This window comes from Porphyromonas canoris, assembly GCF_000769115.1.
Lineage (GTDB): Bacteria > Bacteroidota > Bacteroidia > Bacteroidales > Porphyromonadaceae > Porphyromonas_A > Porphyromonas_A canoris.
This window is the reverse complement of record NZ_JQZV01000005.1, coordinates 18925-33277: the sequence shown is the minus strand read 5'-3', so window position 1 is coordinate 33277 and position 14353 is coordinate 18925. Positions and strand designations below refer to the sequence as shown.

Sequence of the window (14353 nt, the reverse complement as noted above, 5' to 3'; positions counted from 1 at the left end):
AAGAGTACCAAAATCTTACTTTATGAGATCCCTTTTTCTATTTTCTCTGCTTCTTTTCTCTTGTGGAGCTTTATCTGCGCAGGTCAGAATATCTGGAACGGTTACGGACAATGCGACCGGCAAACCCATTCTTCGGGCTGCGGTAAGGCTTAAAAGGGGCGATGGCACCGGGAAATATAGGACGATAGCCTATACATTCACAAATGAGAAAGGGGAGTATATGCTCTCTCATAAACCGGAATCTGAAGACTATATCTTGGAGTGCGGTTTGTTGGGGTACAACAAAGAGAGCATAAAACCGGACTGGAGGGATAAAAGCTCCATTGAAGTAGACTTCCGGCTTCGCGAAGAGCGTCTTGTGCTGCCGAATGTTACCGTAAAGAGCAACCCGATAAGGCAGAGCGGAGACACCATAACGTACAGCGTCGGACAGATTGCACGCAAAGTGGATCGAACCTTAGAGAGTGTCCTTAAACGTCTGCCCGGTATCAGTGTCGAGCCTTCAGGGGAGATAAAGTACAATGGAAAAGAGATCAGCAAATTCTACATAGAGGATCTGGATCTTCTGGGAGGGCGATATGCTCTTGCAACTAAAAATATCAGACCGGAAGATGTTGCCTCTATTCAAGTGTACGAGAACCACCAACCCATCAGGGTAAAAAAGGATACGGATCCGTCCGACAAGGCTGCTCTCAATATCCGTCTAAAGCAAAAAGCATTCGGTCATTGGTTAGGGATTGCCGAAGCAATAGGAGGATTGAGTGGAAAGAAGGCAGAATACGGAGGCGCTGTTACGGCAATGTCTTTTCATCGGAAGAGTCAAACGCTTTTGGTAGGTAAGGGTAACACTTTCGGGCGAGAGTATGTGGCAGAGCAGACGGACTTCTTAAGCCCCGATGTCGGAAATGTTGCAGCTACTGCCTTTAAGCTACCATACTCAAGACCGCCTGTGGATAAGGAGAGATATGAACGAGGACGCTCCGGTTTTGCATCCGGTAATACGCTCTTCAAAACAGGGACATACACGACCCTAAAGCTGAATGCCCAATACAATGGATCCGATTATGGGTATAAGTCGCAGGAGAAAGTCGAGTATATAAGTAAGAAAGGGAAAGATGCCAACGCTACTCTCACAGAGGATATAGCAGTCTCTTTGCCGGAGCATTCGTCTATGATGGGAGTGGAGTATGATCACAACTCTCCGTCTCTTTACCTCTCATCGGGCACCAAGCTGTTTTGGGGCAGACGAAAAAGCGGGGCAGAAATCAACTCTTCCAAGGGTCTCTATTTCCTCGAAAACAGCAAAGCCAATATCTATAATGTGTACAACACCACGAAGGTAGATAAGAAGTTGGGCGATGGAGTCTTTTCCATCTACTCGACAATCGGCTACAAATCCATGCCCGACTATCTGCTGGAAATCTTTTCAGAGAAAGAAAAGTATGCCGATCAGAAGATAAACGACCGGGATTTGAACTTTAAGATCAGCTCCGGGTGGGCTTGGATCTTCAGGCAGAAGTTTGTTCTGGATCTCTCCGGAGGTATTGCGGCTCACTCTTCTCGTATTCACACCCTCGGAGAATACACCAATGGAGATAAAATGGAGAACGATTTTGAAGGGTTTGAAACAGATGCAAGGCTTACTCCGAAAATATCTTTTAATGGTATCAAGAGCAGATTTTCATTCACTTTGCCTTTCCGGTATCGTTTGAGCAATCCGAAGAACCGGTTGGGCAAATCGCTTCCCATGGCTCCCGATTGGGCTGTGGGAGGGAATATGAATGTGCATCTTACCCCCTCTTCTTCTAATACGTGGAGGATAAATGCCGGCTTAAACAAGTCTCTGACAGGGATAAACAGGTATCTCTCCGCTCCAATAATCCGCACTCACAGGTATCTGCATACTTCGGGAACAGGCTTGGATATGTCCGAATGGCGAGGTAACACTTCGCTGACATGGAATTATAAGAATCCGGGCAACGCCTTTTTCCTCAATGCTTCTGCCGGATACTCCATTGTTTTGAAGAACACACTCTCATCTCTTTCTGTGGATGAGAATATGAATGAAGTAGTATCCGTACACTCCCGAAAAGGCTCTACCGACCAGATGTATACGCTTTCGGGAGATATAGGGAAAACATTCTTTGATGCCGGACTGACCTTAAAATTGAACGGAGGAGTTCTACTTAGCCACAACGATGTACTATTCAACAACGAAGTTTTGAACGTAATGTCCGGACGGGTGAATCTCAGCCCTGAAATCTACTATTTCCCATTAAAAAATCTCTCTTTCCGGTTGGATGCGGATCTCTCTGTTTCCGATATGAAAATCTACCAACAGTCGGAGGGTCGGAGAAGGCGTTTTGATATGGGAGCAGAGTTTTTCGTGGATTATTCTGTAACCGACCCTTTGCAGCTCTATGGCATTGTCAAGTATCTCGCTCTTACCTCTGAGACAGACCAATTAGAGAACAATTTTGATATTTCCATTGGATTAAGGTATAAGAAAGAGTTCTGGGAAATGTGGTTTGAAGGGCGAAATCTGGGAAGAGAAAAAGAGCTTGTCCGGCAGTTTTACTCGGATCTCATGATTCGCTCCATGAGATATTCTCTCAGACCATTTACCTTGGAAGCCGGTGTCCGGTTCAGTTGGTGATCCCGATTACAGCCATTCGTGGATGTGGTAAACACGTTCACAAGTTTCTCCGAATAGCTTTACTTCTTTCTCTCATCGTATTAAGAAGTGCCTTTCAAACTTCGATTTGTGGAAATCAAGGCTTGAATGCCATATTTCAAGCCTTGATGTCTGCAAACCAAGCCCTGCTTCCCAATATTTTAAGGCTTTAGCCATGTTTTTATATAGGATCAATCTGTTTTGTGAACAGGTTAAATAGAAAAATGAGAGCAGAAAAGAGGGGCAGATAGGGGAGAATTTAGAAGATTTTAAGACGCTGTCGTGAGTAGAAAAAAGCGCGTTCTCTGTTGGATTTTTTGTATCTTTACACGATAAACAAAGAGTGGGCTCTCTTCGCTGCTCAATATCAAGGAGCGAGACGGTCTGCAAGAATAAAAACAAACACAAGATACAATCAGTGGAGCATATAGACAAAATCATCAAGGTGAATGTCGAAGAGCAGATGAAGTCTGCTTATATAGACTACGCCATGTCCGTGATCGTGAGCCGAGCTTTACCGGATGTGAGAGACGGCTTTAAGCCCGTACATAGAAGAATACTCTATGGGATGAACGAACTCGGAAATACACCCGATAAACCTTATAAGAAGTGTGCCCGTATCGTGGGAGATGTTATGGGTAAGTATCACCCGCATGGAGACTCTTCCATATATATGGCTTTGGTGAGACTTGCTCAAGACTTTTCGGTGCGTTATCAGCTGGTGGATCCTCATGGCAACTTTGGTTCTGTGGATGGTGATTCGCCTGCAGCGATGAGGTATACGGAAGCACGTCTTCACTCTTTGGCGATGCAGATGCTCGCGGATATCAATAAGGATACGGTAGATTTCCAGAACAACTATGACGATAGCAGCAAAGAGCCTTCTGTTTTGCCTACTCGTTTCCCGAATCTTTTGGTGAATGGAGGTCAGGGTATCGCCGTCGGTATGGCTACCAATATGGCTCCTCACAACCTTACAGAGTCTATCAACGGAGCACTTGCCTATATAGAGAAGCGTGGAGACATAACCATAAAGGAGCTGATGGAGCATATCAAAGCTCCCGATTTTCCGACCGGAGGTGTCATCTACGGCTATGACGGAGTGGTGGAAGCCTATGAGACCGGTCGTGGCAGGATAGTGATACGAGGAAAAGCAGAGATAGAGACGGAAGCACAACATGAACAGATCGTGATAAACGAGCTTCCGTACCTTGTGAATAAAGCCGAGCTTGTACGACACATATCCGAACTCGCAGCTCAGAAAAAGATAGACGGTATATCGGATATAGCAGATGAGACCAGCAATAAGAACGGTACACGCATCGTGATCTCCATAAAGAGGGATGCGAATGCGAATGTTATTCTGAATCAACTGTACAAATATACTCCGCTTCAAAGCTCGTTCAGCATCAACAGCATTGCGCTTGTGAATGGTCGTCCGAAGCTATTGACGTTGAAGGATATTATTGGTGAGTTTGTGAAGCATCGCCATGAGGTGGTGATTCGTAGGACTCGTTTCGACCTTAAACGTGCAGAGGACAGACTGCATATCCTTGAAGGTCGTATCATCGCTACCGATAATATAGACGAAGTGGTGGCTATCATCAAGGCTTCTTCCCGTCAGACAGAGGCGATGGAAAGGCTTATGGCTCGCTTCGGTCTGTCTCAAATACAGGCGCGTAATATTGTCGAGATGCGTTTGGGACAGCTTACCGGAATGGAGTTGGAGAAGCTGCATGAGGAGTATGAGGAGATCAAGAAACAGATCGAGTGGTTCAATAAGATATTGACAGACGATGACACTTGTTACGGAGTGATTTCGGATGAGCTGATTGAAGTGCGTGAGAAGTTTGGGGACAACAGACGCTCCATCATAGACTACTCTTCAGGCACTAACTTCAATCCGGAAGATTTCTATGCGGACGAAGAGATGGTGATCACTTTATCCCATCTCGGATATATCAAGCGTACTCCGCTGGCGGCATTTCGCCAGCAAGGCAGAGGCGGTGTCGGGGCTAAAGGTTCTGAGACAAGGGACGAGGATTTTGTGGAGTATATCTACTCTGCCTCCATGCACGCCACAATGCTTTTCTTTACAGAGAAAGGAAAGTGCTTCTGGCTGCCTGTGTATGAGATTCCGGAAGGTTCTCGACAAGCAAAAGGAAGAGCCGTGCAGAACCTTCTCAATATTGATCCGGATGACAAGATCAGTGCCTGCATAAGAGTAAAGCACCTTACAACGGATGTGGACTTCGTTCGTTCTCACTACATTACTTTTGTGACGAAGAACGGAACGGTGCGTAAGACTTCCCTTGAGGCGTTTTCAAGACCAAGAGCAAACGGTATCATTGCCATTAAGCTCGTGGAAGACGATAAGGTGGTATCCGTACTGCTTTCAAACGGAGATTGTCAGTTCCTTCTTGCAAGCCGTAACGGTAAAGCGGTTCGCTTCCATGAGGAGCACGTAAGACCGTCTCTCGGTCGTAACAGTATCGGGGTGAGAGGTATTCGTTTGGACGATGACGGAGAAGACCATGTGGTTGGAGCTATATGCGTGAAGCATCCTGAGAGCGAGTCTATACTCGTTGTCTCGGAGAACGGATTCGGAAAACGCTCCGTGATAGAAGATTATCGCCAAACCAACAGAGGCACCAAGGGGGTACTCACACTAAAGGTTACACCTAAGACCGGAAAGCTTGTGAGCATGAAGAATGTAACGGATGATAATGATTTGATGATAATCAATAAGTCCGGTATCGTTATTCGGATCTCCGTGGACAGCATTTCAATGCTCAGCCGGAACACTCAAGGCGTCAAGCTGATCAATCTTCAAAGCAATGGCGATGAGATAGCATCCGTTACCGTTGTAGAGGCAGAGAGAGAAGAAGAGTACGAAGAGGCAGACTCCGAAGAGCAGATCGAAACAGAAGAATAAATGTTAAAAAGATAGGGATACAAGATAAATCGCTATATTTGGGCGAAAGAATGTATTCGTTAACCCAGTATCAAAAATTCAATTGATAATGAAAAAGACATTAGTAATAGCCATTTTGAGTGCAGCTTTTGCGATTCCCGCGTTGGGACAAGAGAAGGTGGTAAAGCAAGTGCAACGACTTATTAAGTCGGACAAACCTAATATCAAGGAAGCTCGCCAGCTTATCAAGCCGACACTCGAAAATGAAGAAACAAAGAACAGTGCCTATGCATGGTTTGTTGCCGGAGAGGTAGAGAAAACAGTGGTAGAGAGCGAGAAAGTGAAGATGGCTCTTCAACAACCATACGATGAGCTTGCATTCTATAATGGATTGAGAGATATGTATGCTCTTTATACGAAAGCCGGCGAACTGGATGCGATGCCAAACGAAAAGGGCAAAGTGAAGAAACGCTACGAAAAAGGCATCAAGTCCGCTCTTCAAGACAATCACGGTTTCTATATCAATGCCGGTTCGTACTATCTCAACCAGCAAAAGAACGCAGAGGCATATCCATTCTTCAAGATCTATATGGATATTAAGAGCCTTCCTATGTTCGAGGATACACCTATTGCCAAGCAGGATAGTGTGAGTATGCAGGTGGCTTTTTTCAAGGCTTTTGCTGCACAGAGCGTAGACCCTAAGTTGGCTATCGAAGAGTACGAAGCTATCAAGGGAGAAGATTATAGAAGAAGCGATGTTTACCAACTCTTGGCTGAAGCATACAAAAAAGCTCAAGACAGCGTAGGTTATCAACGTACCATCCTTGAGGGTGCAAAGATATTCCCAAAGGAAAAGTTCTTTACATTCAACTTGATCAACAGCTATATCCAAAGCGGTAAGAACGATGAGGCGATAGAATATTTGACCAAGGCGATCCAAAACGACCCTCAAAATGTTGAGTTGATCAACGTTCTTGGAAAGGTTTATGACCAAGGTAAGCAAGACTCCGACAAGGCATTGGAGTGCTTCCAAAAGGCATTGTCGATAGATCCTAATCACTCCGAAAGTATCATAGATACAGGTAGAGTATATTACAATAGAGCCGTGGCTCTTAAGGCAAAAACAACAGAATCCGGTGTTTCTCCTGCAGATGCAAAGAAGTATGACGCTGAGGCGATAGAGCTATTCAAGAAAGCACTTCCATACTTTGAGAAAGCGGTAGAACTCGAACCGGATAGCACACAATACCTGATGGCTTTGAGAGGTATCTACTACAACTTGGGTAATGACGCTAAGGTTGCAGAAATCTCTAAGAAATTAGGCGAATAATTTGAATAAAATACTGCTATAAAACAGAAAGCAGCTCTGAATGATATTCCTATTGTTTGGAGCTGCTTTTTTATATCTGTGAAGTTGTAATAGATAAGTAGATGAGTTATCTTACCTCCCTGTTTTCTGCCAGATTTATACGAAAGACAGATGGTCGTGGTATCTCTCCCATAGCTGTGTTATCGGCTATGGGTATAGCTTTGGGGTTAGGAGTGATACTGCTGTCCGGGTTTATCATATCCGGCTTCAAGCATGAATTGGAGAGTAAACTCACGGGAGTAACAGGCTCTGTGCAGATACTTAGCTCGCAGAATGCCTACTCTCAAAATACGATACCTTTTCAGGCTTCTCCTGTCGCACTCTCGTCTCTCTCCGTAAAAGCATCGGAGCTGGACGGCTATGCCACAGGTTTTTGTACTCATACGGGTATCATAAAGGCGGACTCATCTTATGTCGGCATCGCATTTACAGGTGTGGACAGCCTTTTTGTTGCGGAGTCGTTTTATCGTTATGCTCATCCGAAAGAGGTAGAGACAGCTCTGCGGAGTGGAGGATATCCTACTCTTTCTCTCTCGTCAAAGACTCTTGCCCAACTGAATAAGCAACCGGGAGATACGGTTCGTGCATTCTTCCATACCGATATGGGCTTTAAGGTTCGGCCGTTTCGCCTTTTAGAAAGTTTCGATACCGGGCTTCCCGACTTTGACAACTCATTCGGACTGACGCAGATAGATGTCATAAGAGGCATTCTTGAATGGGACCGGTACAGCTACGGAGGGCTTAAGATTGTGGCATCTTCCGCTTATACCGGAACGGACGTAGAGGCTCATGTTTACAACACAGTACTGGAACAGATCGCACAGAAAGGAGAACTCATCTCTCTTTTAAGGGCAGAAGACCTCAATCCGGTAATGTTCGGCTGGTTGCAGATTCTGGATACAAACATTCTCATAATCTTCTCTCTTCTGATTTTTGTTGCCGCTACCACGATGGTTTCAGGCATTATAGTCCTTATACTGGATAAGGTTCAGGCTATCTCCACACTCAAAGCAATAGGAATGAGAAACCGGACTCTTCGGAAGATTTTCCACACCGTAGGTCTTCGTATTATACTGTTGGGTGTTTTAGCCGGTAATATCTTTGCTCTTCTTTTAGCTTTTTTGCAGCTTCGCTTTTCTATTCTGAAGCTGGACTCCACACAGTATTATATGTCATACGTTCCGGTAGAGGTCAACTGGTACAATCTTATATTGCCAAACATTATTTCTCTTCTGGTGCTGTACTTGATCGTATATCTCCCTACAACAATCATCATCAACATCAAACCCTCAAAGGGCATACGTTTCGACTAAATGAAAACCTCTTGTTTCATATCCCTGCTTCTGCTCTCTGTCTTCTCTTTATCTGTTTTCTCTTGTAATACAGGAGATAGCGTGGAAGAGGTGCAACACGATCCCGTAGACTACGTCAATCCATATATGGGGAATATCAGCCATCTGCTTATTCCTACTTATCCTATGGTGCATCTGCCCAACAGCATGATGCGGATGACGCCCAACCGGTCGGACTATACCGATCTTACCTTTGAAGGACTGCCACTCATGCTCACCTCTCACCGTGGAGCGGTGGCATACTCACTCTCTCCGACACTGGACGAACCGCATCTTTCCGTTCGCCCTGTCCTTTATACCTACGATAGAGAGGAGTGCAAGCCGTATAGCTATCAGGTTGCTTTGGAGTTGGGACAAGAGAACATAGAGGTTGGGTTCGTTCCATCTCATCAGTCTGCGCTATACACTTTCTCACTTCCAAAGGAAAGGGAAGATATCTATCTCTCTTTAATGTCTCACAGTGGAAGATTCGAGCAGACTTGTGAGCACGCCATACAGGGAACGCAAGTGCTTCAGGACAGCATCACGACACTCTACATCTATGCTGAGTTCAACACCAATATCGCAAACTATCAGGGGATAGAAGAGGGGAGACGCTCTGCCGTAGCTCTTACTTTCCACAGACCGGTCGGCAACAAGCTGTGTATGCGTTACGGGGTTTCCTATATCTCTCACGAACAGGCACGGAAAAACTTACAGCGTGAGATCGTCTCCTTTGAGAGTCGTCCGCTTGAAAAGAGAGGACGAGCCATTTGGAACGAAGCATTGGGAAAGATTAAGATCACAGCAGAAAGCGAGAACGAAGCTCGTCTTTTCTATACTTCTCTCTATCGCACATACGAGAGAATGATCAATATTTCAGAGGATGGCTACTACTATTCCGGTGTCGATAAACAAGTGCATCCCGATCACGGCAGTCCGTATTATACGGACGATTGGATCTGGGACACTTACAGAGCCACACACCCTCTGCGTCTGTTGATCGATCCGGTAAAGGAGCTGCAGATGATACGCAGTTTTCTCAGAATGTCCGATGAGGACTCCAACGGTTGGCTTGCGACATTCCCGGAAATAACGGGAGATAGCAGACGGATGAACAGTAACCATGGTGTGGCGGTTTTGGCGGATGCTTATGCCAAAGGACTTAATGATTTCGATCTTGGCAAAGGGTATGAGGCTGCACGCAAAGCGATACAAGAGAAGACTCTTGCTCCTTGGAGCGATAAGCCTGCAGGCGAACTGGATGCGTTTTATAGGCAGCATGGATACTTCCCGGCACTACCCGAAGGAGTGAAAGAAAGTGCTCCGGAGGTGCATTCATGGGAAAACAGGCAGGCGATTGCCGTAACCTTGGGTACGGCTTATGACTATTGGTGCCTTGGACGGATAGCGGAAATGCTCGGCAAGACAGAGGAAGCGGAAGAGCACTATCGCCTTTCTCTCGGATACAGAAATGTCTTCAATCCTGCCACCAACTTCTTTCACCCCAAAGATCAGAACGGCGACTTTATCATGCCGTTCGACTATACATTTTCCGGAGGACAGGGTGCGCGTGCCTATTATGGCGAGAATAACGGATGGGTGTACCGCTGGGATCTTCCTTTTAATGTGGCAGACCTTATAGACCTGATGGGAGGAAAAGATCGGATGATTGCTGCTCTCGACAGCACATTACAGACTCCGATGACGGGATGGAAGTTCAACTTTTTCCATCGTCTCCCCGATCACACCGCCAACATAGGGCAGTTCTCCATGTCCAACGAGCCGTCTCTCCATGTTCCTTACCTCTACAACTATGCAGGTCAGCCGTGGAGAACACAAAAACTTATCCGCACCATCATACACGAATGGTTCAGAAACGATCTCATGGGAATGCCGGGAGATGAAGACGGGGGCGGTATGTCTGCTTTCATTGTCTTCTCCATGTTGGGCTTTTATCCTATGCCGGTCGGTCTTCCGGTCTATGCCATAGGTACGCCCATGGTCAAGTATGCCGAAGTCTCTTTGAGTATCGGGAAAAAGCTGGTCATTCATGCCAGAAGTGCCTCCTTGAAGAACAAATACATCAAGAGTGTGCGCCTGAATGGTCGTCCTCTTTTGCAGCCATGGTTTACACATGAAGATATAGCCGATGGCGGTACACTTGAGTTTACAATGGGACCTGAACCCAACTATACATGGGGTACAGAGACTCCTCCGCCATCATTCAAAATGCCTAAATAAGAGATGGGAAAAACCATACTTCACAGACCTTTCTTTGCCCAGCTACTCAAGTATAGTGTTGTAGGGGCGTCTAATACTATCCTTACAGCGGGAGTCATCTGGATTGTTCAGGAAATTCTGATCTGGTCACCCTCCATAGCCAATGCATTGGGCTATTTGGCAGGGCTTATCAATGGGTTTATATGGAACAGCCGATGGACTTTCTCCAGCCGGATGAGTGTAAAGAGGCTGGTCTCTTTTGTTTCTATTTTCGGCTTCTGTTACGTCATACAGTTTTTTGCATTCCACTCTTTCAATGCGTGGGAGGCTTGGTGTGATCTTATCAGACTCGTTACGCCGAAATATGTTTTCGTGAATCAGCTGGCATCTATGGGCGTCTTCACGACTTTCAATTTCTTATTGAACAAGTTCATTACTTACTCGCATTATATGAAGTAAGATTCTGTTTGAACCTCTTATAGGAATGGAAAAGACTACCACCATATCCTCCAATTGATAGATGGTATTAAAGGCATTATGCTAAGTTGCTTCCATTGGTTCCTATCCTTGAAGATTATATATGGATTATGGCGGTTGAGTACGTTGAATATATTGATCCCTAATTCATGAGAATAGCTTTTTCTCTGCCATTCTATGTTATATCCTAAGTCTATTCTAAAGTATGGAGGCATAGTAAAACTGTTTTTAGGAGTCATTTCTGTTCGTACCGTAGCGTGATACTCTTCAAGGTTAGGTATGGATCGGACACCCTTTTCCCAAAAAGGAAGGGTTTCTCCCACATAAGAAGCTATAGGTATGGATGCTCTGTTTCCAGATGTCAGATACATGGCTCCATTGATTTTGTGTTTGGATCTTGTCCTTTTCCATAGCAAGTATTGTGCTTGTATATTCAAGTTGTGAGTTCGGTCAAACTTAAAGGGAAATTCCTTGTCTTGATTGATTTCGTTGTATTGTCTTGTTGTGCGTGATAGCGTATAGGCTGATGATAGAGATATTTTATCATCTTTGTATTCACCCCATAGCTCTATTCCAAAAGATTCTCCGCGTCCTTGTTTTACATCTTCTTCCCATGAGGGGTTCTTTGATCCAAATTGATTGAGCATACTTTTAAAAGAAACCAAGTTGCTGAGGCTTTTATAGTATCCACCAATCGTAAAATAGAGCTTTCTTGTCCCTGCAAATCCTCCGATGTAGAGTTGTTGTGATCGTTCCGGTCCAAATCGTTTGGTTGCAGGAACAATCAAGTTCAATGCCCATCCAACAGGAAGTCCCTCCAATACATGGTGGTGTTGGGTATTGAGGTCATAGGTTGCTTCTATACCAATACTTTGGGCTAAAAACAGGGATGTGTGAAGACGAGCTTCAATATTCTGAAAGGAGACTCCATCCTTGAGTTTGTAGTGGTTGTATCTTAATCCCCCTTTTGCTTTATATGCTCCGGGTTTATCGTATTGCACTTCTGTATAGAGGGCAGTTGTATTATAGTTGAAAGTTTTACCTTTCTCTGTCTTTATAAATTTAGCATCCGTGGAAGAGTGAAGTTGAGGTGTTACCTTATGTATGGCATGGTCTATCCCGGCAAGGGCAGAAATAGATCTCTTATTATAGTAAAACTGTTGTCTGAAGGTTGTCTCTTCTTTTTCTCCTCCCATCCATATTGTAGATGCAAACCTCTCCTTTGTATTGATCTTTCTCAGTTGGCTGTTTTCAAAAAGAGTTTTATATGCTATGGTACGAGCTTGAAGATATTGGGAAATATCAAATGTCCATTGTAACCTATATGATCTGTTTTCCCATCCCATATACATATTTTCAAACTCATTGTTATCACTTTTCGCTGTTTCCAGATCAAAAGAGTCATGGCTGCCATATATACTTGTTTCTAAGCTATTTTTATTGTTGATACTCCAATGCAACTTTGCATAGTAGTCGTAAACTTGAGGGTTGTAGTCTCCTTCTAATTTAGAACTCTTTTTATACAAGAGATATTCTCCCCTTAAAAGGGAGTATCTCCCGGCAATCTGGTAAGAAAGTTTATCTTTGATCAAATAGCCTTCAAGGGCACCTCCTACGATAAATGGAGAGATAGAAAAACTTCCTTTGTATTTGTTTTTGGAGGGGATACGACTTTCTATTTGGAGAAGAGAAGAGAGTAAATCTCCGGAAGCCACGGTAATACCTCCCATTTGGAATGTTGATTTTTCAATTATGTCTGAGGGGAAAGTGGAGACGATCCCAAATAGGTGAGTTGGAGCAATAATAGGTACTCCATCCAGTTCTACTCTATTATTCCCATTTCCACCTCCTCGCACAAAGAAACCTAATCCTCCCTCTATACCCTGAGATACTCCGGGAAGTATTTGCATATATCGCATCACATCAATCTCTCCGGTGAGAGTTGCAATATTTTTAGCTTGTACAGGTTTATAAGAAAAAGAGTTATTCCCCCTTTTCAGACGTCTTCCCAAGACTGTTACATCATCAATATTGTGAGATATCAAAGATAGAAACAGGAGATTTTCTTTTTGCGTATGTAGCTCTTCTTCCGTTGTTATATAGCCCGGAAGGTGTAATGAGACTTTTATTGGTTTCCCGGATGTTGGTATGGAAAGATCAAAATAGCCCAAAGAATCTGTTAGAGCTACAAGTCTTTTCTTATGTACAATGCTTACTCTGGAGAGAGGAGTCTGCTTTTCCTTGTCTAAAACTCTTCCTTTATATGTTTGGGAGAAAACAGTAAAAGAATACAGTGTGCAGAAGAATAGGGTGCACAGAAACAGGAAGATTGTTCTCATGATTTAGGACTATGGTATTCTGCTTGGAAATAAAAGTAGGAAGATTGATAGTAAGCCCCAAATATTCCAAGTCCGTTCTCTATATTTGAAAAGATTTCTTGTTCATCAAAGATATAGGAGAAATCATATTCATTCTCATAGAAGCTCTTTTTCTCTATAATGCTTTTAAGGTAATTGTCATATTCTGCCGAAGCATATCGGAAGACAATGAAGGAGAAATCGCGTCCGGGTATCTGTACAGAGAATTGATATGGCTTTTGTGAAGAGATTTCCGGATTCGGAATCACTCTTATATACTGCTTATATGCCGGAGTTGTTCCATATTTGGTAAATTCTATACTATTCCCTGATTGATTAAAGTTATCTGCATCTTTATGAGAAGTTCCTATTGCGGGATAGATCATTTTTATATCAGGGTCTTGTTCTACCTTTGGTCTATTGGTCAAATACTTAAGATCTGTGAGGCTGGATTTAAGAGAAAATATCCAATATGGATTGGTCGCTTCCCTGCATACATATATTGCCGTACTTCTTTCCATCAAGACTGCTGTACCACTTTTAGGTTCTGTTATTTTTCCTTCTTTAGGCATAGAGGTCTTTGCCCGTATGGTATGAGGATAGCCCGGCACATCTGCTTCTATGGAATATTCTTTGCCGGGAGTGGGTCGGAAACTTAAGCTCCATGCTCCATATCCCGACTTGGAAAATCTCCCCACATCAGTACCCTCTTCATAAAGTCTTATCGTTGCCTCCTCCACTTCGTTGTGGTGCCAGCCGGACTTTCCCTTTATCGGTTTGCTCCATGTTAAAGAGAGTGTTTGCCGGTCGGAGTTATTCAATATGCAGGATAGTGCTACTTTTTCCTCTCCAATGTTTTTCCCGAGTTCTATATCTTCTATACAAGAGTTGAAAAGGGATATGATAAGGATAATAAGTACAAGAAAATATTTGATAGGTCGTTTCATAAGTCTATTTATTAGAGAAGCGGACATGAAGAGAGGACACGAACGAGCAGGCTCTCTCTCG

8 protein-coding genes are annotated in these 14353 nt (G+C 44.0%); 6 read left to right on the top strand and 2 right to left on the bottom strand.

Annotated elements, in window-relative coordinates; genetic code table 11:
• The first annotated feature begins 22 nt into the window (after nucleotides 1-22).
• From HQ43_RS02410 to HQ43_RS09415, 6 genes are all read left to right on the top strand, one after another.
• Nucleotides 23-2656, top strand: a complete 2634-nt coding sequence (locus HQ43_RS02410; protein ID WP_036789226.1) for a carboxypeptidase-like regulatory domain-containing protein — start codon at nucleotides 23-25, stop codon at nucleotides 2654-2656.
• A gap of 436 nt (nucleotides 2657-3092) precedes the next feature.
• Complete coding sequence (gene gyrA, locus HQ43_RS02405; protein ID WP_036789307.1) at nucleotides 3093-5609, top strand: DNA gyrase subunit A; 2517 nt, start codon at nucleotides 3093-3095, stop codon at nucleotides 5607-5609.
• Between the two features lie 88 nt (nucleotides 5610-5697).
• Nucleotides 5698-6918 (top strand): tetratricopeptide repeat protein, encoded by a 1221-nt coding sequence (locus HQ43_RS02400; RefSeq protein WP_036789224.1) that lies wholly within the window; start codon nucleotides 5698-5700, stop codon nucleotides 6916-6918.
• 101 nt (nucleotides 6919-7019) lie between these two features.
• Nucleotides 7020-8270, top strand: a complete 1251-nt coding sequence (locus HQ43_RS02395) for an ABC transporter permease (protein WP_036789222.1) — start codon at nucleotides 7020-7022, stop codon at nucleotides 8268-8270.
• Complete coding sequence (locus tag HQ43_RS02390) at nucleotides 8271-10532, top strand: GH92 family glycosyl hydrolase (protein ID WP_036789221.1); 2262 nt, start codon at nucleotides 8271-8273, stop codon at nucleotides 10530-10532.
• Between the two features lie 3 nt (nucleotides 10533-10535).
• Nucleotides 10536-10970, top strand: a complete 435-nt coding sequence (locus HQ43_RS09415; protein WP_052103026.1) for a GtrA family protein — start codon at nucleotides 10536-10538, stop codon at nucleotides 10968-10970.
• Between the two features lie 35 nt (nucleotides 10971-11005).
• On the opposite strand, the gene HQ43_RS02380 is transcribed toward HQ43_RS09415, so the two are convergent.
• Nucleotides 11006-13159, bottom strand: coding sequence for a TonB-dependent receptor plug domain-containing protein (locus HQ43_RS02380; protein ID WP_161785874.1), 2154 nt, complete (start codon nucleotides 13157-13159; stop codon nucleotides 11006-11008).
• Between the two features lie 164 nt (nucleotides 13160-13323).
• The gene (locus HQ43_RS02375; RefSeq protein WP_036789217.1) at nucleotides 13324-14292 is read right to left on the bottom strand and encodes a DUF4249 family protein; all 969 of its coding nucleotides are present in this window, start codon (nucleotides 14290-14292) and stop codon (nucleotides 13324-13326) included.
• Nucleotides 14293-14353 lie beyond the last annotated feature (61 nt).